The sequence below is a fragment of the Bradyrhizobium sp. USDA 4501 genome (genome assembly GCF_054062115.1).
In genome coordinates this window covers 983281-1004857 of sequence record NZ_JBSSEX010000001.1, presented here as the reverse complement: position 1 = coordinate 1004857, position 21577 = coordinate 983281, and the positions used below count along the sequence as shown (strand labels likewise).

Sequence of the window (21577 nt, the reverse complement as noted above, 5' to 3'; positions counted from 1 at the left end):
GATACGCCGTCGGTCAGTCAGTCTCTCAAGTGATTTCTCAAGCGGCCGCGCCCGCATTTCTGCTTGGCGCATTGGCGGCCTTTATCGCGGTGCTGATTTCCCGCCTGAACCGGATCATCGACAGGTCGATTTACCTGAACCAAATTTCGGATCAGGATCAGGCGAGATGCCGGCTCAAGGCAGACCTGCCGCGTCTTGCTCGGCGCGCCACCATGATCAATCGCGCGATCTTCTGGTCCATCATGGGAAGCATTTCGATCAGCGTTGTCATCGTCGTCGGCTTTGTGAGTGCGTTCCTTCACATCCAGCACGAGCGGGGCGTTGCCATTCTCTTCATTGTTGCCGTTGTGGCTTTCATCGTGTCGTTGGTCGATTTCGCGCGAGAGGTCCGAATTGCCCTGAGCGAGTTCGATCACTACGGCTAGACGCAACGCATTGATACGTGCATGCCTTAACGCGCACGCGCGGCAAATGTCGTGAGCGCTGCCACCATCAACTCCGGCGCTTCCTGCGCGACGCAATGTCCGACACCGTCGAACGTCCAGCGGCTCGCATGCGGGATCAGCGCCGCGGCGCGGTCGGCCATTTCCTTGTAGATTGGCCATGACTGCTCGGTGGTCGCGATGCAGACCGGGCAGGCAATGTCGGAGAACCAGGGGAACGGATTACCGCGGGCGTCGCCGGTGTAGATTTGCTCCATGGCCTGGAAGATCGGCCCGAGCAGGGCCGACTCGATTTCCGGCGTACAAAGCAGCCGCATGCGGCCGTCGCCGAGCCGCGCAAAGCCGTGATGGACATAGGCCCACAGCGACCGTTCGGTCCATGGTGCGAAGGCCGGCGCGGCGCGCAGCCGCTGGAACAGATCGTCGGCGCTGTCGAACTCGGCCCGGCGGCGCAGCACGCCCTGCACCGAGCCGTTCGCGATGTCGCTGAGGTCTCCGGCGCGCGGCGCGCGCGGATCCATCGCGGTCGGCTCCGTGACATGCAGGCGCGCGAAGCGACCGGGCATCAGTCTGGCTGCGAGCAGCAGGTCGGTTGCGCCGGCACTGTGACCGATGCCGTAGATGTCATGGAGGTCGAGGCGCTCCACCACCATGCGGACGTCTTCGGCAAAATCCTGGAAGTGATAGCGATCGGCCGGCGGCTTGTGGCTCAAGCCATGGCCGCGGCGGTCGAGCGCGTAGACCGTGTAATCGGCCGCCAGCGCCTCTGCGACCTCGGTCCACACCTCCGCGACAAAGCCTGTACCGTGCAGCAGCAGCGCCGGCGGCTTGTCCGAGGCCGGCTCGCCCCATTGCGCCACCGCAACCTGTGCACCGGCATCGCCAACCAGGAAGCGCTTCGGGGCGTTCATCGTCGCTCTATCGCGCATCCTGCAGGATCATCGCCGCCGCCTTCTCGGCGATCATCGCCGTCGGCGTATTGGTGTTGCCCGAGGTGATGGTCGGCATCACGGAGGCATCCGCGATACGCAGGCCGTGCAGGCCGTAGAAGCGCAGCCGCTCGTCGACCACGGCCATCGGATCGTTGGCCGTTCCCATCTTCGCGGTGCCGACGGGGTGGAAGATCGTGGTGCCGATGTCGCCGGCAGCCTTGGCAAGCGAGGCATCGTCGTCGCCAACCGAGGGGCCGGGCAGGAATTCCTCGGGATGATATTTCTCCAGCGCCTTTTGCTTCATCAGTCTGCGCGTGGTGCGGATTGCGTCGGCCGCGACCTGGCGGTCGTCGTCGGTCGACAGATAGTTCGGCGCGATCGACGGCTTGTCGTCGGGAACGGACGATTTGATGCGCACGGTGCCGCGCGAGCTCGGCTGCAGATTGCAGGCGCTCACCGTGATCGCGGGGAAGCGGTGCAGCGGATCGCCGAACTTGTCGAGCGACAGCGGCTGCACGTGGAACTGGATGTTGGCGCGCGAGCGCGTCACGTCCGAGCGCGTGAAGATGCCGAGCTGCGACGGCGCCATGGTCAGCGGCCCGCGGCGGCGAAATGCGTAGTCGAGGCCCATCAGGCCGCGGCGAACCAGATTGTAATAGGTCTCGTTCAGCGTGCGCACGCCGGAGACCTTGTAGATCGCGCGCTGCTGCAGATGGTCCTGCAGATTATGGCCGATGCCCTGCACGTCGAGCACGATGTCGATGCCGAGCGGCGACAGCCATTCTGACGGACCAATGCCGGAGCGCTGCAGCACCTGCGTGGTTCCGATCGAACCGGCGCAAAGGATCACTTCACCCCGGGCGCGCGCCTCCACCGTCTCATTGCCCTGCCGGAACAGCACGCCGGCGGCGCGGCCGCTCTCGATCACCAGGCGGTCAACCAGCACGTCGGTTTCGAGCCTGAGATTGCTGCGGTTCAGCACCGGCTTGAGGAAGCCGCGCGCCGACGACCAGCGCCGGCCGCGCTTCTGGTTGACGTGGAAGTAGCTGGTGCCCTCGTTGTTGCCGGTGTTGAAATCCGGGATGCGCTTGATGCCCATCTCCTCGGCGGCATCGCCGACCGCGTCGAGGATCTGCCACGACAGCCGCGGCGCCTCGATGCGCCAGCCGCCGCCGACACCATGATGCTCGCTTTCACCGAGGAAATGATCCTCCAGCCGCCTGAACGCCGGCAGCACGTCGCTGTAGCTCCAGCCGGTGAGGCCGAGCTGCCGCCAGTGGTCGTAATCCGCGGCCTGGCCGCGCATCGAGATCATGGCGTTGATGGCGGAGGAGCCGCCGATCACCTTGCCGCGCGGATAGGCGAGCGCGCGGCCGTTGAGGCCGGGCTCGGCCTCGGTCTTGAACATCCAGTCCGAGCGCGGGTTGCCGATCGCGAAGAGATAGCCGACCGGGATGTGAAACCAGATCCAGTTGTCCTTGCCGCCGGCTTCCAGCAGCAGCACGCGCTTCTTCGGATCGGCCGACAGGCGGTTGGCCATGATGCAGCCCGCCGTGCCTGCGCCGACGATAATGTAGTCGAAATCACCCTCGAGCCTTCGCGGCATGTCCTCGTTCCCGGCAAGCGTCTTTTGTTGGGTTCTTATTAGTCAGACGCAGCGGGCCGACACAAGCCCGGCAGTGGATGCCGGGCGTGCGCTGGATGATCAGGGGCGGCTCGGTTCGGCCAGTGTGACCTCATGGCTCGCGCGGGGAACACAGACGATCAGCGTCAGCATGCCGATGCCGAGCACGGCGCCGACGAGGGCGAGCGGTGCGTAGATGCTCCCGGTTGCGGCAGTCATCCAGCCGATCAGGGCAGGGCAGACCGCGCCGCCGAACGAGCCGATCGCCGAGATCAGCGCGATGCCGCCGGCCGCGGCGCTGCCCTCCAGCATCGCGTTCGGAATCGTCCAGAACAGCGACAGGATCGCGAAGATGCCGATCGAGGCGACGGCGAGCAGCGTGACGGTCAGGAGCACGCTGTCTTGCGCGGCCTGCAAGGCGATGAAGCAGGCCGCTGCGACGAGGCCGCAGCAGACCACGTGCCAGCGCCGTTCCCGTGTGCGGTCGGAGCTGTAGCCGATCAGCACCATGCCGATCGCGGACGCAACCGAGATCGCGCCGCTCAGCCAGCCGATCTCGGTGGTGGTCGCCACGCCGACGCGTTTCAGCAGCGTCGGAGTCCACAGCAGGATGGTGTTGAGCGAGCAGAAGAACGCGAAGTAGATGAAGGAGAGCAGATAGACGCGCGGCTCGCGCAGCGCCGCCGCGAAGCTCCGCGTGGTGCCGGGAACAGCGGCGCGGTCGCGGGCGAGGTCGCTTGCGACCTGCCGCCGCTCGTCGGCGCTCAGCCAGCTCGCGACCTGCGGTCCGTCGGCGAGGTAGAAATAGGCGCCGATGCCGAGCAGCACGGCCGGGCCGCCTTCGAGGATGAACAGCCACTGCCAGCCATGCAGGCCATGGACGCCCTGCATGTGATCCATGATCAGGCCCGACACGGGACCCGCGATGACGCCGCCGAGCGGCACCGCCATCACGAACAGGCTCGTCATGCGGCCGCGTACGCGATCCGGGAACCACAGCGTCAGATAATACAGGATGCCGGGGAAGAAGCCGCCCTCGGCGGCGCCGAGCAGGAAGCGCAGCAGATAGAGATGATACTGGTTCTGCACCAGCGCGAGCAGGATGGTGACAGCACCCCACAGCACCATGATCCGCAGCAGCGTCTTGCGGACACCGACCTTGACCAGCAGGAGATTGCTCGGCACTTCGAGCGCGACATAGCCGACCGAGAAGATGCCGGCAGCAAGCCCGAACACGGCGTCGTCGATCTGCAGGTCGTGCAGGAATTGCAGCTTGGCAAAGCCGATGTTGAAGCGGTCGATGATCGCAACCGTGTAGCAAGCCAGCAGGAACGGGATCAGGCGCCAGGCGATCCGTCCATAGAGCCGCGAATGGGCCGCATCCTGCATGAAAGTCTCCTCAAGTGATTATTTGATTGTTTGTTGGTGCCGCGACGGCGGTAGGCTCCCTCGCCCCGTTCTTAGGGGGAGAGGGTTGGGGTGAGGGACCGTCTCCCCATAGACGGTGACAGCAACCCTCGCGGAGGCTCGCCCTCACCCGGAATGCATCTAGTGTCCCGAATCTGAAGTTCGCATCATTTGCCGCACCTTCGGAGCGAACTTCGGATTCGATAAGGACACTAGCAAACTTATGATTCTAGTGTGCTTTATGAATGCGAAGTTCGTGAAAGTGGCTGCCGCGAAATCGCACGAACTTCGCATTCAGCACACTAGCGATGCATTTCCGACCTGTCCCCGCAGGCGGGGCGAAAGAGCCCGTTGCTCCGATCGAGTGCGCGCGGCTAGCCTGCCTTCGCGTTCGGCGGGAACTCCAGCATCGCTTCGCCGGCCGCGACCGTCTCGCCGCGTTGGTTCTGTACGGCGACGTCGACCAGCACCCAGCGCGACTTCGCGGTCGTTTGCTTGGCTTTGATGGTGCCGGCCGGGCGGATGGTGTCGCCGGGCTTCACCGGCTTCAGCCAGCGCGTCTCGAGCCTGCGATGGATCGCGCCGGCAGGCGTTGCCCAGTCGGTCAGCATGCGCGAGATCAGGCCGAAATTGTTCATGCCGTGCATGATGATGCCGCCGAAATTGGTCTTGCCGAAATCGCCCTTCATGTAGTTGTCGTCGAGATGCAGCGGGTTGTAGTCGAGCGACGCGTCGCAGAACAGGCGGATCGATTCGCGCGAAACCGCAAATGCCGGGCCGTCGATGGTGTCGCCGGCCTTGAGAGATTCGAAATTCGCCGTGGTCATGGTGATCCTCCTTACATCGGACGGATGGTCTGGCCGCGACCCGAGCAGATCACGTCGCCATGCTGGTTGAAGAAGACATTGTCGTGCACCACGAACAACCGCTCACGCTTGATGAACTTGTCGAGCGCGCGCGCCTGCAGGGTGATGGTGTCGCCGGGGCGTGCCGGGATGTTGTAGCTCCACGACTGCCCGGCATTGACGGTGCCCGGCGAGCGCATCCAGTCGTCGGCCGGCGTGCAGGCGAACATCAGCAGGATATGGATCGCGGGCGGCGCGATCAGCCCGCCATAGGGCCCGGCCTTGGCGGCTGCTTCGTCAAGATAGAGCGGATTGGTCTCGCCGACTGCGCGGCAGTACAGCGCGATCGCTTCCTGCGTGAGCTTGTAGGGCAGCGTCTTGCGCGGCTCGCCGGGGACGATGTCGTCCCACACCTTGCGCAGCTTCGCGTCTTTCCAGAAATCGGTTTCGAACGGGGTGGCCGCAGAACTTTCTGCTTGCGCCATCGTGCATCCTCCTGCTATTGAGTTCGCCAGGCGAACAATTCATTCGCTATATGAATTCACGCTAGCGCGGTCGGGAGCCCCTGACAAGCGCGCAGGGCCGCGTCATGTGCAGGCAGCCATGCGGGCTGCGATGTCATGAGCGCGATGACGGAACCAGCTGGGCGCCCGCCATGAGCAAAGAGAGTGACGGCTTCGTGCGCGCGATTGCGCGCGGCTTCTCGATCATCGAGGCACTCGGCAAGCCGCCGGGGCGGCACACGCTGGCGGAGGCCGCCGATACTGCCGGCCTCAACCGCGCCACCGCGCGGCGTATCCTCGCGACCCTGATCGCGCTGAAATATTGCGCCTCCGACGGACGCTATTTCAGCCTGCGGCCGCGCGCGCTCGGGCTCGGCCTGTCGTATCTCAACGCGCTGCCATACTGGGGTCATGCGCAGCGCGCGCTGGAAAATCTGCGCAACGAGATCGGCGAGTCCTGCGCGATGGCGGTGCTCGACGAGGACGAGATCGTCTATGCGCTGCGCCTGCCTGCGCGGCGGATCCTCTCGGCCAATCTCGGCGTCGGCAGCCGGCTGCCCGCGCATCTGGTGTCGCTCGGCCGCGTCATGCTCGCGGCGCTGCCGCCCGGCACCCGCGAGGCTTATCTCGCGACCGGGGGCTTCAGGCAGGTCACGCCGCGCACGGTCACCGATCCGGAGCGTCTCGGCGAGTTGCTCGCACGGGTCGAGAGCGACGGCTATGCCTGGGTCGATGGCGAGCTCGATCCGGCGATCTGCGGCATCGCGGTGCCGTTGCGCGATCCCGCGGGCGCGGTGGTCGCCGCGCTCAGCGTCAACACGATCTCGGGAACGGTGAGCGAAGCCGGCGCGCGCAAGAAGTTCCTGCTGCCGCTGCGCCGCACCGCGCAGGAGATCCGCAGCCAGATGCTGACATCAGGGTAGGGGACGGCCGTTATCGACGCCTTTTCACCCGCTCCGGACCTGGATGGCTTTCCACGCCCATGCCGAATGAATAGTCTTTCGCCTTGCTGGCCGGGTGAACTGCCAAGGAAAATCGCGGCCACGTCAAAGTGCAGACCGATTGCTCAACTTGCCGGAGGATTGCCGTGGCCGACCCAGTCCGCGCCCCTTTCTATCACGACGGAATGCGTGAGTTGCAGGACCGCTTCGACGGTCGGCGTGTCGCCGACGGCCTCGAGAAGCATCGCCTCCACTTCGAGTTCTGGGAACAGGACCGCAAGCTCATCGCGGAGACGCGCTTCTTTTTCATCGCGACCAGCTATCAGGACAACGTCGATTGCTCGATGCGTTCCGGCGATCCCGGCTTCGTGAAGATCACCGGGCCTGATACGCTTGAATTCCCTGAGTACGACGGCAACAACATGTACCGCACGCTCGGCAATATTCACCGCAACCCGAACGTCGGATTGTTGTTTGTACGGCTCGACGGCAAGACGTTTCGCACGCGCATCCGAGGCAAGGCAACGATCCACGACAGCGCCGAAGTGCTTGCCGGGCATCACGGCGCGAAGGTCGTCGTGCGCGTCAAATGCGAGATCTTTCCAAATTGCCCGCGCTACGTTCCGGACCTGATGGGCGCCTCAGCGGACGTACCGGCGAATCTGTACGTGCCTCGGCCCGGGTACGAGCCGCCCGCCCCGGAATGGAAAAGCCGGGATTATCTCAAGGACGTGCTTTCGAAGTACGATCCGCATCGGAAACGTGACGCATAGCGGACAGCCGGGAACCGCATCCGGACGAGCGAGCAAACCGCGATCAGGGCAGCGGCGCCATGTAGGGAATGCTGCCGACCAGAGCGAACACCTGCACCGCGTTGCACAGCATGCCGCCCCAATGCAGCTGGCGCAGCCGCCGCACCGCGGTAGGATCACCCGAGTCTCGCGCGTCCGCCTCAGCATCGAGCCGCCGCAAGAACCATCGGCGCGCCAGCACCGCGAACGCCGCGATCAAGGCGATGCCAAGCGCAACGGCGAACCGGCCGGCCGTGGCAAAGGCGAGCGTGCCGATCACGCCCGAAACAGTGAGCACCAGGAAGTAGGCATTGAACATGCCGCGCAGCAGCCGTGTGACCGGCGGGACGTCGAGCTTCACGAGCAGGAACGCCGGCGCCGCCAGCAGGAAGTATCCCATCGGCACCAGCAGGATGATGGTGGAAAACAACACCGCCTGATCCGGCGTCATGCAGCCGCTCCCTGTTGGAAGGCGAGAGGATTTCGGTGCGGAAAACCTGGGGTAGTATCCGCGCCGGATATGTCCCGCACTATTAGGCTTTGGTCGGATGCGATGATATCAGGCCCGAGGTCTGCGCAAAGTCCAGCGAGGGACGGCCCGCATCCCGATTGCGAATGCAGGCCCCAGCCGCGAGCATGCCACATCCGTTTGGGTGGACCGGCTCTTGCATGCTAGAGATGACTTACGTCCAACCTTTGAGGCCAGAATTCTCATGCCCATCGTGAACCGCGTCGCCGATCTGCAACCCGATATCCAGGCCTGGCGCCGCGACATCCATGAAAACCCCGAGCTGCTCTACGATGTGCACCGCACTGCATCATTCGTCGCCGACCGGTTGCGCGAGTTCGGTTGCGACGAGGTCGCGACCGGGCTCGGCAAGACCGGCGTGGTCGGGGTCATCAAGGGCAAGAAGGGGCCGGCGAAGGGCGACGTCAAGGTGATCGGCCTGCGCGCCGACATGGATGCGCTGCCGATTCACGAACAGACCAATTTGCCCTACGCCTCGAAGACGCCGGGCAAGATGCACGCCTGCGGCCATGACGGCCACACCGCGATGCTGCTGGGGGCGGCGCGCTATCTCGCCGAGACGCGCAATTTCGCCGGCGAGGCGGTCGTGATCTTCCAGCCGGCCGAGGAGGGCGGAGCGGGTGCCGCCGCGATGATCAAGGACGGCCTGATGGACCGCTTCGGCATCGAGCAGGTCTACGGCATGCACAACGGTCCGGGGATTCCGATCGGCTCGTTCGCGATCCGCACCGGCCCGATCATGGCCGCGACCGATGCGATCGACATCAAGATCGAAGGGCTCGGCGGTCACGCCGCGCGTCCGCACAAATGCATCGATTCCGTGCTGGTCGGCGCGCAGCTCGTCACCGCCTTGCAGCAGATCGTCGCGCGCACCGTCGATCCGCTCGACTCCGCCGTGATCTCGATGTGCGAATTCCACGCCGGCAACGCCCGCAACGTGATCCCGCAGACCGCGGAGTTGCGCGGCACCGTGCGCACGCTGACCCGCGAGGTGCGCGACCTCATCGAGAAGCGCGTGCGCGAGGTGGTCGACGGCGTTGCGAAGATGACCGGCGCGAAGATCGATCTGACCTATGAGCGCGGCTACCCGGTCACCGTCAACCATGAGGCGCAGACCGAATTCGCGAGCCGCATCGCGCGCGAGGTCGCGGGCGCGTCCAACGTGCACGAGATGCCGCCGCTGATGGGCGCCGAGGATTTTTCCTACATGCTGGAAGCGCGGCCCGGCGCCTTCATCTTCTGCGGCAACGGCGACAGCGCCGGCCTGCATCACCCCGCCTACAATTTCAACGACGAGGCGATCGTCTTCGGCACGTCGTATTTCGTGAAGATCGTCGAGAACGCATTGGCGGCGTGAGGCTCACGCGTCCCATCGCACCGGCAGCGTCACCGGTCCGCGGAACACCCAGCCGCGCACGACCGGCGGCGCCTCCGCGCGGAGGCGCAGATTGCGCAGGCGCGCGAACAGCATCGGCGCCACGATCTTGCCGACGGTGAGCCGTGACACCCAGGTGCCGGCGCAGAAATGCGGTCCGGCGCCGAATGCCAGATGCGATTGCTTGGGCCGCGTCACGTCGAAGCGATCGGGCTCGACGAAGCGGCTGCCGTCGCGGTTGGCGGCGCCGACGCAGAGGCCGATCTGAAGGTCTTGCGGCAGCGTGGTGCCGGAGAGATCGACGTCGCGGGTGACGCGGCGCGGATACATGCCGATCGGCGAGATCCAGCGCACCGCTTCCTCGAGCGCGGCCGGCCACAGATCCGGCTTTGCCAGCACGCTGTTCTTCTGCGGCGGGTTTTCCAGGAGGCCGAGCACGAGCGTCAGGATCGCGTCGCGCGGCTCGTTCAGGCCGCCGCCGATGATCACCTTGATGTTGGCGCGGATGGCCTCGATCGGCATCGGCGGATCGGCATTGATCATCGAGGACAGGACCGAAGGATTCGGCTGGCGGCGGTGATCGTCGAGCACCGCGTCGATCGCGGCATCGACCTCGGCGCTCGCCTGCATCGCCTTGCGCTCGATCTCGGCGTCGGCGGCGTAATTGCCCGCGCCGTCGATCAGCGCCTGCGACCACTCGGCGAGGGTTTGCCACGGCATCTTGCGAAACCCGATCATTGCCATCAGGCTGAGCGAGGCCATCGGCGCGGCAAGGGCGGAGAACAGATCGGCCTCTTCGGTCGCCAACAGATCATCGATCAGTTTTTCTGCGATCGCGGTGAATTGCGGCGCCCAATGCTCCTTGATTGTGGCCGGACGGAACGAGGGCTCGATCGCCTTGCGGCCGATCGCATGCTCGGCGCCGTCCTTGCGCATGAAGGTCGGCCCCATCACCTTGTTGACCAGCGAGGCCGGATTATCGGCCGAGTAGGTCGCGGGATCGCGCTCGATCCGCATGATGTCGTCGAAGCGCGTCACCAGCGTCAGCTTCGCGGGCGCGACGAAGACCGCCGGCGCGATCTCGCGCAGCCGGCGGAAGATCGGATAGGGGTCGTCGAGCAGATCCTGATACGCGATATCGGTAACGACAGGCACGGCGCTGGTCATTGGTCCTCCCGGAAGCGCTTTTTCGCCAAGGCTAGCTCCGGGTGCACGATCGCTCAATTCGATGGGATTGATCCGGACCATCGAAATATTCCATGACCTTGTGCTAGGCTGGGCCGCCAGCAATGCGGGAGGTGCAAGGGTGGCGGCCAATTCCTCGATCGATCCGATCGACATCGGGACTCTGCGGACCCTTGTGCTGGTCTATGACCTGCAGTCGTTCTCCGCCGCGGCCAAACGGCTCGACGTCAACCAGTCCACCATCAGCTATGCGATCGAGCGGCTGCGCGGCGCGCTGCATGACCCGCTGTTCGTTCGCAGCGGCAATGGCGTGACGGCGACCAAGCGCTGCGCGACGCTGGTTACCTGGGCGCGGGAGATGATCGGCGAGATCGACGGGCTTGCCTCACCGGCGGAATTCGATCCGGCGACGACGCAGGGCAGCGTGACGATCTCCTGCAACTATCACGAACGCCAGACCCTGATCCCGCAGTTCAGCACGCGGCTGCGCGCCGGCGCGCCGCAAGTCCGTCTCGTCCTGCTCGATGCCGCGGGCCACGGCGATGTCCATCTCAAGCAGAACCAGTGCGACATCGTGCTTGGTCCGGTCGGCATCGCCGGCGAAGGCTTCTTCCGGCGCCATATCCTCACCGACCACTACGTCTGCGTGATGGATCGGGCCAATCCGCTGGCGCGCGGCCGGATCGCGCTGTCGGCCTATGCCAGGGCCGAGCATGTCTTCATCACCCACAGCGGTGAGTGGCAGCCGCTCTATCTCGCGGCGCTGAGGGCGAGGAAGATCGAGATCGAGCCAGTGGTCAGCCTGCCCAACCACGACAGTCTGGAGCGCATCATCACAGGCACCAGGCTCGTCGCGACTATCCCGCATCATCTGGCGCGGGCGATGCGCGGCGGCCTCCATGTCGCTGCGCTGCCGTTCCGCGTGCCGATCTCGATCGACATGCACTGGGGCGCCAGGACGGCCAAATCCGGCTTGCACAAATGGGCGCGCGGCCTGCTGGCCGAGGTTGCGAAGGCCTGCGCCGCCTGAGCAAGGAGCCGGGCTGCAGGTCCAAAGCAAAAGGCCCGCACCGGAGTGCGGGCCTTTGTCCGGCGCGTTGCTGCGCCGAAAGCGTGGGGCGTCAGAACAGGTGGTAGAACACGTAGTACAGAACGCCCGAGATGATCATCGCGGCCGGCAGCGTCAGCACCCAGGCCATCGCGATGTTGCGGATCGTGGCCCATTGCAGGCCGGAGCCGTTGGCGGCCATGGTGCCGGCGATGCCTGACGACAGCACGTGCGTGGTCGAGACCGGCAGGCCGTAGCCGTCGGCCGCCGCGATCGTCGCGGCCGCCGTGATCTCGGCGCAGGCGCCCTGCGCGTAGGTCAGGTGGGTCTTGCCGATCTTCTCGCCGACGGTGACGACGATACGCTTCCAGCCGACCATGGTGCCGAGGCCGAGCGCGATGGCGACGGCGAACTTCACCCAGCTCGGGATGAACTTCGTCGCGGCATCGAGCGAGCCCTTGTACTGGTTCAGCGTGGCGATGTCGGCAGCGGTCAGCTCGGCTTCCTTGTCCTTCATCAGGAAACGGATCGCCTCGGACGCCAGGTACATGTCGTTACGGGTGTTGCCGACCGCGTCAGCCGGGAACTTGGCCAGCGATCCATACTGGGCAACCTGCTGGCCGATGTCGCGCACCAGCACCGCAAGCGACGGAAAGGTGCCTTCGTTGATCTGGTGCTGCGCGACATAGTTGGTCACAGCCGGGCGCGGGTTGCCGATCACGTTGTAACCGGCGGCCTTGCCTTCGATGACCTTGCTGGCCGCGGTCGAGTGCGCCGTGAACAGCTCGATCTGGCTCGAGGGCATTGCGCGGTTCAGCGCATAGGCGGTCGGCACGGTGCCGATCAGGATCAGCATGATCAGGCCCATGCCCTTCTGACCGTCATTGGAGCCGTGGAAGAAGCTGACCAGTGTGCAGGTCAGGATCAGGATGCCGCGGATCCACCACGGCGGCGGCTGGTCGCCGACCGGTTCGCCGAACAGCGCCGGCGTCGCGCGCTGCAGCGCGATCTTGAGGAGGTAGAGCAGGCCGGCGGCGAGCGCGAAGCCGAACAGCGGCGACAGCAGCAGCGCCTTCGCGATGTTGGTCGCCTGCGACCAGTCGACGCCCGAGGTGCCGTCACGGCCGCGCAGCAGCGCGTTGGTGATGCCGACGCCCATGATCGAACCGATCAGGGTGTGCGAGCTCGAGGCCGGCAGGCCGAGCCACCAGGTGCCGAGATTCCAGATGATGGCGGCGATCAAGAGCGCGAACACCATGGCAAAGCCGGCACTGCTGCCGACCTGCAGGATCAGTTCGACCGGAAGCAGCGAGACGATGCCGAACGCGACGGCGCCGCTGGAGAGCAGCACGCCGATCAGGTTGAACATGCCCGACCACACCACGGCGACATGCGCCGGCAGCGAGCGGGTGTAGATCACGGTGGCGACCGCGTTCGCGGTGTCATGGAAGCCGTTGACGAATTCGAAGCCGAGCGCGATCAGCAGCGCGACGAACAGCAGGATATACGGCAGGAACGAGGTGATGCGCGTGCCGGTGGCGTCGACATCGGCATAGATGCTGTAGGCAACGAACAGCAGCGCGGCCGCAACCACGCCCAAATAGATAACCCCGGTGAGAGGATGAAAGCCCTTGTCGAGGTCCGGACCCTTTTTCAGGGCGGGCTCGATCGAGCCGGGTAACGCCATATCGCTCATGGTAAACTCCTGTCCCAATGCTCCCGATTTTGATCGATGCATATGACAAGCAATTGAAATCCGGCCCGCGAGACGCGCGGTCTCCCGTGGCGGTGGACATCGAGCCGAAGTTTTGTGCAACGCATTGAGCGCGCACGTGGCTTCGCGGCCTCGTGGCAATCTTCAGCAAAAAGGGATTGCCGATCGCGACGGAAACCTCTGGCCTGCGTTTCGCGGGACGAGACAATGTGCGGAGGACATCACACCGGCATCCGGCCGGCCGGGCAGCCGGAGAATTCGGCGGGCGCCTGCGAGTGGAAGGTTGCGAAATGAGGGAGGGGGATTGAGAGATGAGGTGGCGCGCCGCACGATCGGGGCTAGCAAACCGCGCAGCGCGCCCGCCTCAGGGTACGTCATGGCGTGAACATGACGCCCGATACCTGCGGAACACGCTACCTTACCACGGATCAATTCAAGGTTGTAGGTATTTGTCCGCGTTTAGAACAATTTCTCGTTGCGATGTGGTTCCTCAGGTTCCGTCGGTTTTGCGGAACTCAGGCCGCATCGGCTGATCTGCGCAACTGGTGTGCGGCGATTTTCAGATCGTCGACAAAGCGCTGATATTCCAGCGCCTTGGCTTTTTCATCCGGCAGCCGCAACAGATAGGACGGGTGCACGGTGACGAGCACCTTGGTTCCGTCGCGGTCGATCAGATGGCCGCGGTTCTTGTTGATCGGCGTGATCTTGCCGAGCACGCTCTGCGCCGCGGTGGCGCCGAGCGCCATCACGAGGTCCGGCTTGATGGTGGCGAGCTCGCGCTCATACCACTGGCGGCAGGCGCGGATCTCCGGTGTGCTCGGCTTCTGGTGCAGCCGGATCTTGCCGCGCGGCACGAATTTGAAGTGCTTCACTGCATTGGTGACATAGACCTTGCGGCGATCGATGCCGGCTTCCTGCAGCGCTCGATCGAGCATCTGGCCGGCCGGTCCGACGAAGGGGTGGCCTGCGAGATCTTCCTTGTCGCCGGGCTGCTCGCCGACCAGCATCAGCGTTGCGCTTTGCGGTCCCTCGCCGAACACGGTCTGGGTTGCGTCTTTCCACAGCGGGCAGGCGCGGCAATCGGCGGCCTCCTCGCGCAAGGCCGCGATGATGTCGTGAGCTTGCCTGCCTTGAACTTGCTTGCCTTGAACTTGCTTGCGGGGCATCGGCGTATCCTGCCGCTTCTGCGGCTCGGCCGCCTTGCGTGCGATGAAGGGGCCGCTGGTCATGCGCATTGCGTCTTCGATCAGAGGCTTAATGATCGAGTCCTCGGGCAGGTTCCTCCAATAGGCTTGCGGCATCTCCATCACTTTCAGCCGTGCGGGATTGAAGCGGCCGTTGTCGTGACGCCGCCAGGCCTCCTCGAGCCGGTCCTCGGTCGGCACTTCGGATTTGGCGACGCCCGGCGTGATCGAGATCGCGTGCCCGTCCCAATGTGCGCAGACGTCGGGGGTCAGGATCGACCACGGCATGTCGGCGAAGCGGCCGGCGAAGAACGGCGCGGCAAGCTCGACGATGTGATGCTCCGGCTCGAACCAGGCGACGTAATGAGCCGTCCGCTCGCGGCCGATCTCGCGGAAGCGCAGATGCGCATGCATCCTGTCGATATCGACATAGATCGCGCGCGCCATCGCGTGGACCTCGGCGATATCGGGATCATCGGTCGCACTGAGCAGATCGTGACGGCTGCGCAGCCGCCACAGCAGGCGATAGAGCAGGGCAAAGCGTTCGTCACTGCGATGCAGGATCGCGGCCTTTGCGAGCTCGACGAATTTGGCCGACACATTGAACCGCGCCTGCGGCGTATCCGGCAATTCATTCACGCAGGATGCCGACGACAATTCGTCGTCGCTGCGTACGGTCCATGTGATCTCCGCGGGCTTCACATCGTTCAGCGCCAATCGCCGCGCGGCCTTGCGCCAGCCCTCGAAATCGGTGTCGTTGTCGAGCACGATGATGCGCATGCGATTGCTCCGTTTCCGTCACGCCGTCATTTTCGGGGCCTGCGTGCCTGACTTGCGGAAGATGAGGGCCTGTCCGGTTCGGCGGCTGCTGAATCCCATTGATTCCACTCATTAATCGATGATCTCACCAATCCGATTGACTCCGCGGGCCCTGTTAGCTTTATATTAGAACATATCATGAACAAATGAGCCAGTCCCTGGTTCTCTGTTCAGACCAGTGACGGCCTCAAATTTTGGTTGGAAGGAGCGGCGCATATGCCGGAGCGCGATCAGCAAAAGTGGTCGCCGGTTTTGCGTCCGATCGCGCTCCTCTTTTTTAAGAAAGGCGCATGATCTTGTCGCCAAACCGCTCACACTTTGGCGGATCATGCGCCGCCGCACGCATAGGTACGCTTGCGTCTCTGCGCGGCAGCATCGCGCGTATCGAGGCGTCATCGGATGCGGCGATGCCGAACCGCGTCGCGCTCGGCCATGCCGGCGCGGATGCGATGCTGCGCGGCGGGCTTGCGCCGGCGGCATTGCACGAGGTGTTCGCGGCCGGCCATCAAGGCGGCGCGGCGACCGGCTTCATTGCGGGGCTCGCCGGACGGCTGTCGGCACGCAAGCCGCTGGTCTGGGTGCGGCAGGATTTTTCCGATCGCGAAAACGGCGCGCTATCGATGCGCGGGCTTGCCGAGCTCGGCCTCGATCCGCGCCTCTTGGTCACGGTGCGCGCTGCCGATGTCGATAGCGGCCTGCGCGCCGCGGCCGACGCGCTCGCCTGCGATGCGCTCGGCGCGGTCGTGCTCGAGGTCTGGGGCCAGGCGCGCCAGCTCGATCTCGTCGCCAGCCGCAAATTGACCCTGGCCGCGCAGGCCTCCGGCGTCACCGCGCTGGTGCTGCGGATCGCGGCAACCCCGATCCCCTCGACCGCGGAGACGCGCTGGATCGTGCGCGCGGCGCATTCGCCGCCGGGCAATGCCGCGAGCGTGTGGGGCGCGCCGCGCTTCGAGGCCGAACTCGTGCGCAATCGTCATGGCCCTGTCGGGCGATGGATCATGGAATGGAAATGTGATGAGTGCCAATTCAGTGAACCGTCGGCGTATCCTCAGCCTGTGGCTGCCACGCCTGCCCATCGACCGCATCAAGCGCAAGCTCGCGCAGGACATCGCCTCGCAAGCTGATGCACGGGAGGTGGCAGGGCTCCCTCTCCCGCAAGCGGGAGAGGCGAAGAAAGCAGAACTCCCCAGCGTCGTCGTCGCAAAAGACCACAACGCCATCCTGCTGCACGCGATCGACGAGGCCGCGGTGCGCGCCGGGCTGTCGATCGGGCTGCCGCTCGCCAATGCGCGGGCGATCTGTCCGGAGCTCACGGTCTATGATGCCGATCCCGCCGCCGATCTGAAGACGCTGAACGACATCGCCGGCTGGTGCGACCGCTTCACGCCGCTGGTCGCGCTCGATCTGCCTTACGGTCTGTTTCTCGACATCACCGGCTGCGCGCATCTGTTCGGCGGCGAGCGAGCGCTGCTGCAGACCGTGACGGGGGCGCTGAGCCGGCGCGGCTTTGCCGTCAGCGCGGCCATTGCCGGCACCTCGATCGCGGCGCGTACGCTGACGCGCACCGCCTCGGGCAAGATTGTCCCCGATAGCGAGGAAGCGGCGGCGGTCGGCCCGCTGCCGGTGTCGGCGCTCGGTGCCGATGCCGCTGTCACCACCGGCCTGCGCCGCGCCGGCTTGAAGACCATCGGCGATGTCGCCTCGCGCGCGCCGCATGAAATCTCGGCGCGGTTCGGTGCGGCCTTCACCACCTTGCTCAGCCACGCGCTCGGGCAGGGCGATGCCCCGATCAGCCCGCGCAAGCCGCTGCCCGATTACATCGTCGAGAAGCGTTTCCCCGAGCCGATCGCGACCGACACCGTGATCGCGCTGACGCTCTCAAGCCTTGCCAAGATGCTGGTTGCGGCGATGGACAAGCAGGGCAAAGGTGCGCGGCAGCTGGAAGCGAGCTTCTTCCGCACTGACGGTGCGGTGCGCGCGATCATGGTCGAGACCGGGCGTCCGGTGACGCGGCCCGAGATGATCGATCGCCTATTCCGCGAGCGGCTCGATGCGCTGAATGATCCGCTCGATCCCGGCTTCGGCTTCGATCTCATTCGCCTCGCCGCAGGGCGTACCGAGATCGTGGTACAGCAGCAGCGCGATCTCGACGCCACCATACACGACAATGACGAGCTCTCGGCGCTGATCGACCGCATCGCCGCCCGCATCGGCGGAAAACGCGTCGTCGTGCATCTGCCGCTGGAGAGCCACATCCCCGAACGATCGGCGCTCGCGCTGCCGGCGCAGCATCATCTGGCCGCGGCCAGCGCCGCCGCCTGGCCGGAGCACGTTGCGAGCGAACCACCGCTGCGTCCCTTGCGGCTATTCGAGCAGCCCGAACCGATCAAGGTGCCGTTCGCGACCGTGCCCGACGGTCCGCCGCATCAATTCACCTGGCGGCGCGCGCAGCACGAGGTGGTGCGGGTCGAGGGCCCCGAGCGCATCGCGATGGAATGGTGGAAGCAGGACGGCGCGTCGCTGACGCGCGATTATTTCCGCGTCGAGGATGCCGAAGGCCAGCGCTTCTGGATCTTTCGCGACGGTCTCTACGAGAGCGAGCTGCGCGACGAGGAGGGCAAGCCCGTTCCGGCCAACTGGTATGTGCATGGGCTGTTCGCATGAGCGCACCTCCACCTGATTATGCCGAGATCGGCATCACCAGCAATTTCTCCTTCCTGCGCGGCGGTTCCGATCCGCGCGCCTATGTGCATCAGGCGAGCGAACTCGGGATTCCCGTGATCGGGCTCGCCGATCACAACACGCTGGCCGGCGTGGTGCGCGCCTGGAAGGAGCTCGACAGCGAGAAGGTTGCCCATCCGCCAAAGCTTTTGATCGGCGCCCGCATCGTCTTCATCGACTCTACGCCCGACATCCTGGTCTATCCGCGCGATCGCGCCGCCTATGGCCGGCTGTGCCTGCTCCTGACCCGCGGCAAGCGCGGCGACGACATCGTGCGGATCGAGAAAGGCGAGTGCCATCTGAAGCTCGCCGACCTCCTCGACTTCGTCGAGGGGCAGCTCCTGGTGCTGGCGCTGCCGCATCGCTTTGAGGAGGCAGGCACGCTCGATCTGCTTGCAAAGCTGAAGGCAAGCGCCGCCGACGGCGTCTGGCTCGCCGCAAGCCTGCTCTATCGCGGCGACGACAGGCGCCGCCTCGCGCGGCTGCATGGCCTCGCCACCGACGCCGGTGTGCCGCTCATCGCCACCAACGAGGTGCTCTATCACCATCCGGCGCGCCGCCCGCTGCAGGACGTGCTGACCTGCATCCGCGAAAAGACCACGATCGAGGCGGTCGGCCGCAGGCTCGAGGCCAATGCCGAGCGGCATCTCAAGCCGGCGCATGAAATGATCAGGCTGTTTCGCAATCTGCCGGACGCGATCGCGGAAACCATGCGCTTTGCTGCACGCATCTCTTTCTCGCTCGACCAGCTCAAATATCAGTATCCCGACGAGCCGGTGCCGCCGGGCAAGACCGCGCAGCAGCATCTGGAAGATTTGACCTGGGCCGGTGTCGACAAATATTTCGGCGGCGAGATCGACGAAAAGCTTCGCACCACCCTGAACAAGGAGCTCGCGCTGATCGCCGAGCTGAAATACGCGCATTACTTCCTCACCGTGCACGACATCGTGCACTATGCGCGCAGCCAGAACATCCTGTGCCAGGGACGCGGCTCGGCAGCCAATTCCGCGGTCTGCTTCGTGCTTGGCGTCACCTCGGTCGATCCGACCAAGGTCGATCTGTTGTTCGAGCGCTTCATCTCCAAGGAGCGGCTGGAGCCGCCCGACATCGACGTCGATTTCGAGCATTCGCGGCGCGAGGAGGTGATGCAATATGTCTACCGCCGCTACGGCCGCCACCGCGCCGCGATCATCGCCACCGTGATCCATTATCGCCCGCGCAGCGCGATCCGTGACGTCGGCAAGGCGCTCGGGCTGACCGAGGACGTCACCGCGGCGCTCGCCGACACCGTGTGGGGCAGCTGGGGCAAGGGCCTCAACGACATGCAGGTGCGACAGGCCGGGCTCGATCCCAAAAATGCGATGATCAACCTCGCGGTCGAGCTCGCCACCGAGCTGATCGAGTTTCCGCGTCATCTCTCGCAGCATGTCGGCGGCTATGTACTGACCCAGGACCGGCTCGACACCTATGTGCCGATCGGCAACGCCGCGATGGACGACCGCACTTTCATCGAATGGGATAAGGACGACGTCGACGCCCTTAGCATGATGAAGGTCGACGTGCTGGCGCTGGGCATGCTGACCTGCATCCGCAAATGTTTTGACCTGATCGCCGACCACAAGGGCGAGCACTGGGAGCTAGCTTCGGTCCCGCAGGACGACAAGAAAGTTTACGACATGCTGTGCCGCGGTGAATCGCTCGGCGTGTTCCAGGTCGAGAGCCGGGCGCAAATGAACATGCTGCCGCGGCTGAAGCCGCGTACCTTCTACGATCTCGTCATCGAGGTCGCGATCGTGCGCCCGGGGCCGATCCAGGGCGACATGGTGCATCCTTATCTGCGCCGGCGGAACGGCCAGGAAAAGGTCAGCTATCCATCGCCAGCGCCCGACCAGGGCGACAAGGACGAACTCTACAACGTGCTGCACAAGACGCTCGGCGTGCCGCTGTTCCAGGAGCAGGCGATGCGGATCGCGATCGAGGCGGCCCATTTCACCTCTGAGGAAGCCAATGGCCTGCGCCGCTCGATGGCGACCTTCCGCAATCTCGGCACCATCGGCAGCTACGAGGAGAAGCTGGTCGGCAACATGGTGGCGCGCGGCTACGATCCGGATTTCGCCCGCAGCTGCTTCGACCAGATCAAGGGCTTTGGCAGTTACGGCTTCCCGGAAAGCCATGCCGCGAGCTTTGCCCAACTCGTCTACATCTCCTCATGGCTTAAGCACCATCATCCGGATGCGTTCTGCTGCGGCCTGCTCAACTCGCAGCCGATGGGCTTCTATGCCCCGGCCCAGATCGTCGGCGACGCCCGCAAGAACGGCGTCACGGTGCGCGAAGTCGATGTCTCCCATAGCTTTGCGCAGAACACGCTCGAGGAGAAGGTCGGCGATCATTGCGCGGTGCGGCTCGGCTTTCGCCAGATCGACGGATTTCACTGGCTGGATGAGGACGAGGAGAGGCTGAAACAGCTTCAACTGTCATTCCGGGATGGTGCGCTAGCACCAGACCCGGAATCTCGAGATTCCGGGTTCTCGCTTCGCGATCCCCGGAATGACGGTGTTGAGACAGACTGGGCCGACCGCATCGTTGCCGCGCGCAACCGCCGGCCGTTCACCTCGCTGGAAGACTTCGCGCGCGACACCGGCCTGCCCAAGCGCGCGCTGATCCTGCTCGCCGACGCCGATGCGTTCCGCTCGCTCGGGCTCGACCGCCGCGAGGCGCTGTGGGCGGTGCGCCGGCTGCCCGACGACGTGCCGCTGCCGTTGTTCGAGGCCGCCACCGCACGCGAGCAGCCGGATGAGGGCGCCAAGCCGCTGCCGGAGATGCCGCGTCCGGAGCAGGTGGTCGCCGACTATCAGACCATCCGCCTGTCGCTGAAGGGCCATCCGATGGAGTTTTTGCGCGACACCTTTACGAAGGAGCGCGTCGTCGCCTGTCACACCATCAACCGGAGCAACGACCGCCGCCGCGTCCGCTGTGCCGGCGTCGTGCTGGTGCGGCAGCGGCCGGGCAGCGCCAAGGGCGTCGTGTTCATGACACTGGAGGACGAGACCGGCATCGCCAACATCGTGGTGTGGCCGAAGGTGATGGAGCAGTACCGCAAGGAGGTGATGGGCGCGCGCCTGATCCTGGTCGAGGGCTATATCCAGAGCAGCCCGGAGGGCGTGACGCATCTGGTGGCGCAGCGCATGACCGATCGCTCCCACGATCTGATCGGCCTCGCCAACGAATCCTTGAGCCGCAAACATCCGGTGCCGGCGGGCCCCGCGCTGATCGAGCCGCTCAACGACGACCGCCGCGATCACGGCGACAACTCGCCGCAAAAGATCCGCCACCCACGCAACGTCCGCATCCTGCCGCCGTCCCGCGATTTTCATTGAACCGCGTGCGACGGCTCTCTCACCGTCACCCTGAGGACACCTGTGGTCCTACCCCCGAGCTTTCTACCTATTGCTCGGGGCCCATGGGTGCGATCGGCACCCGGCTTTCCCTGCGCCCTCTGTTCAAAAGAGAGGGCGG

The 21577-nt window shown here is 65.1% G+C and carries 17 protein-coding genes; 8 read left to right on the top strand and 9 right to left on the bottom strand.

The features are described from left to right. The first annotated feature begins 29 nt into the window (after positions 1 to 29). Positions 30 to 425, top strand: coding sequence for a DUF2721 domain-containing protein (locus ACVWZM_RS04840; RefSeq protein WP_456835287.1), 396 nt, complete (start codon positions 30 to 32; stop codon positions 423 to 425). 26 nt (positions 426 to 451) lie between these two features. On the opposite strand, the gene ACVWZM_RS04835 is transcribed toward ACVWZM_RS04840, so the two are convergent. From ACVWZM_RS04835 to ACVWZM_RS04815, 5 genes are all read right to left on the bottom strand, one after another. Beyond that, positions 452 to 1354, bottom strand: coding sequence for an alpha/beta fold hydrolase (locus ACVWZM_RS04835; protein ID WP_456835286.1), 903 nt, complete (start codon positions 1352 to 1354; stop codon positions 452 to 454). 7 nt (positions 1355 to 1361) lie between these two features. Continuing rightward, a complete protein-coding gene (locus ACVWZM_RS04830; protein WP_456835285.1) occupies positions 1362 to 2981 on the bottom strand; it encodes a GMC family oxidoreductase in 1620 nt (539 codons plus the stop codon). A 99-nt stretch (positions 2982 to 3080) separates the two neighbouring features. Beyond that, positions 3081 to 4388: an MFS transporter gene (locus tag ACVWZM_RS04825; protein WP_456835284.1), complete on the bottom strand. Its 1308-nt coding sequence runs from the start codon at positions 4386 to 4388 to the stop codon at positions 3081 to 3083. 392 nt (positions 4389 to 4780) lie between these two features. Beyond that, positions 4781 to 5233 (bottom strand): MaoC family dehydratase, encoded by a 453-nt coding sequence (locus ACVWZM_RS04820; protein ID WP_057015675.1) that lies wholly within the window; start codon positions 5231 to 5233, stop codon positions 4781 to 4783. Between the two features lie 11 nt (positions 5234 to 5244). Next, complete coding sequence (locus ACVWZM_RS04815; RefSeq protein ID WP_028331684.1) at positions 5245 to 5736, bottom strand: MaoC family dehydratase; 492 nt, start codon at positions 5734 to 5736, stop codon at positions 5245 to 5247. Positions 5737 to 5906: 170 nt separating this feature from the next. Here ACVWZM_RS04815 and ACVWZM_RS04810 point away from each other — a divergent pair, with 170 nt between their 5' ends. Together ACVWZM_RS04810 and ACVWZM_RS04805 are read left to right on the top strand one after the other, a co-directional pair. Then, complete coding sequence (locus tag ACVWZM_RS04810; protein WP_076833082.1) at positions 5907 to 6677, top strand: IclR family transcriptional regulator domain-containing protein; 771 nt, start codon at positions 5907 to 5909, stop codon at positions 6675 to 6677. 164 nt (positions 6678 to 6841) lie between these two features. Beyond that, positions 6842 to 7468, top strand: a complete 627-nt coding sequence (locus ACVWZM_RS04805) for a pyridoxamine 5'-phosphate oxidase family protein (protein ID WP_456852131.1) — start codon at positions 6842 to 6844, stop codon at positions 7466 to 7468. A 43-nt stretch (positions 7469 to 7511) separates the two neighbouring features. On the opposite strand, the gene ACVWZM_RS04800 is transcribed toward ACVWZM_RS04805, so the two are convergent. Further along, positions 7512 to 7937, bottom strand: a complete 426-nt coding sequence (locus ACVWZM_RS04800) for a hypothetical protein (RefSeq protein WP_057015672.1) — start codon at positions 7935 to 7937, stop codon at positions 7512 to 7514. A gap of 262 nt (positions 7938 to 8199) precedes the next feature. Here ACVWZM_RS04800 and ACVWZM_RS04795 point away from each other — a divergent pair, with 262 nt between their 5' ends. After that, on the top strand, positions 8200 to 9372 hold the full coding sequence (locus ACVWZM_RS04795) for a M20 aminoacylase family protein (RefSeq protein ID WP_057015671.1): 1173 nt from the start codon (positions 8200 to 8202) through the stop codon (positions 9370 to 9372). Between the two features lie 3 nt (positions 9373 to 9375). Here the strand turns inward: ACVWZM_RS04795 and ACVWZM_RS04790 are convergent, their stop codons facing one another. Then, the gene (locus tag ACVWZM_RS04790; RefSeq protein ID WP_168856436.1) at positions 9376 to 10557 is read right to left on the bottom strand and encodes a cytochrome P450; all 1182 of its coding nucleotides are present in this window, start codon (positions 10555 to 10557) and stop codon (positions 9376 to 9378) included. A 139-nt stretch (positions 10558 to 10696) separates the two neighbouring features. Between ACVWZM_RS04790 and ACVWZM_RS04785 the strand changes: the two genes are divergently transcribed. After that, positions 10697 to 11605 carry a LysR family transcriptional regulator gene (locus tag ACVWZM_RS04785; protein WP_057015750.1) on the top strand — a complete coding sequence of 303 codons (909 nt, stop codon included), beginning with the start codon at positions 10697 to 10699 and terminating at the stop codon, positions 11603 to 11605. Between the two features lie 91 nt (positions 11606 to 11696). Here ACVWZM_RS04785 and ACVWZM_RS04780 read toward each other — a convergent pair whose 3' ends face one another. Beyond that, a complete protein-coding gene (locus tag ACVWZM_RS04780) occupies positions 11697 to 13319 on the bottom strand; it encodes an inorganic phosphate transporter (protein ID WP_057015669.1) in 1623 nt (540 codons plus the stop codon). Between the two features lie 533 nt (positions 13320 to 13852). Then, positions 13853 to 15301 carry a UdgX family uracil-DNA binding protein gene (locus ACVWZM_RS04775; RefSeq protein ID WP_168856438.1) on the bottom strand — a complete coding sequence of 483 codons (1449 nt, stop codon included), beginning with the start codon at positions 15299 to 15301 and terminating at the stop codon, positions 13853 to 13855. 329 nt (positions 15302 to 15630) lie between these two features. On the opposite strand from ACVWZM_RS04775, the gene ACVWZM_RS04770 reads away from it, so the two are divergent. The 3 genes from ACVWZM_RS04770 to ACVWZM_RS04760 are packed head-to-tail and all read left to right on the top strand — an operon-like array spanning position 15631 to position 21438. After that, positions 15631 to 16464 (top strand): ImuA family protein, encoded by an 834-nt coding sequence (locus ACVWZM_RS04770; protein ID WP_057015667.1) that lies wholly within the window; start codon positions 15631 to 15633, stop codon positions 16462 to 16464. Further along, entirely contained in the window at positions 16355 to 18004 is a 1650-nt protein-coding gene (locus ACVWZM_RS04765; protein ID WP_168856439.1) for a Y-family DNA polymerase, read from the top strand. The genes ACVWZM_RS04770 and ACVWZM_RS04765 overlap by 110 nt, the downstream gene beginning before the upstream one ends. Continuing rightward, complete coding sequence (locus ACVWZM_RS04760) at positions 18001 to 21438, top strand: error-prone DNA polymerase (RefSeq protein WP_456815857.1); 3438 nt, start codon at positions 18001 to 18003, stop codon at positions 21436 to 21438. The genes ACVWZM_RS04765 and ACVWZM_RS04760 overlap by 4 nt, the downstream gene beginning before the upstream one ends. Positions 21439 to 21577 lie beyond the last annotated feature (139 nt).

Bases quoted from the DNA above. Each gene is read 5' to 3' on its own strand.
- ACVWZM_RS04815 (WP_028331684.1), bottom strand. From the start codon at position 5,736: ATGGCGCAAGCAGAAAGTTCTGCGGCCACCCCGTTCGAAACCGATTTC.
- ACVWZM_RS04765 (WP_168856439.1), top strand. From the start codon at position 16,355: ATGAGTGCCAATTCAGTGAACCGTCGGCGTATCCTCAGCCTGTGGCTG.
- ACVWZM_RS04775 (WP_168856438.1), bottom strand. From the start codon at position 15,301: ATGCGCATCATCGTGCTCGACAACGACACCGATTTCGAGGGCTGGCGC.
- ACVWZM_RS04795 (WP_057015671.1), top strand. From the start codon at position 8,200: ATGCCCATCGTGAACCGCGTCGCCGATCTGCAACCCGATATCCAGGCC.
- ACVWZM_RS04790 (WP_168856436.1), bottom strand. From the start codon at position 10,557: ATGACCAGCGCCGTGCCTGTCGTTACCGATATCGCGTATCAGGATCTG.
- ACVWZM_RS04760 (WP_456815857.1), top strand. From the start codon at position 18,001: ATGAGCGCACCTCCACCTGATTATGCCGAGATCGGCATCACCAGCAAT.
- ACVWZM_RS04820 (WP_057015675.1), bottom strand. From the start codon at position 5,233: ATGACCACGGCGAATTTCGAATCTCTCAAGGCCGGCGACACCATCGAC.
- ACVWZM_RS04835 (WP_456835286.1), bottom strand. From the start codon at position 1,354: ATGAACGCCCCGAAGCGCTTCCTGGTTGGCGATGCCGGTGCACAGGTT.
- ACVWZM_RS04825 (WP_456835284.1), bottom strand. From the start codon at position 4,388: ATGCAGGATGCGGCCCATTCGCGGCTCTATGGACGGATCGCCTGGCGC.
- ACVWZM_RS04830 (WP_456835285.1), bottom strand. From the start codon at position 2,981: ATGCCGCGAAGGCTCGAGGGTGATTTCGACTACATTATCGTCGGCGCA.
- ACVWZM_RS04800 (WP_057015672.1), bottom strand. From the start codon at position 7,937: ATGACGCCGGATCAGGCGGTGTTGTTTTCCACCATCATCCTGCTGGTG.
- ACVWZM_RS04810 (WP_076833082.1), top strand. From the start codon at position 5,907: ATGAGCAAAGAGAGTGACGGCTTCGTGCGCGCGATTGCGCGCGGCTTC.
- ACVWZM_RS04770 (WP_057015667.1), top strand. From the start codon at position 15,631: ATGATCTTGTCGCCAAACCGCTCACACTTTGGCGGATCATGCGCCGCC.
- ACVWZM_RS04780 (WP_057015669.1), bottom strand. From the start codon at position 13,319: ATGAGCGATATGGCGTTACCCGGCTCGATCGAGCCCGCCCTGAAAAAG.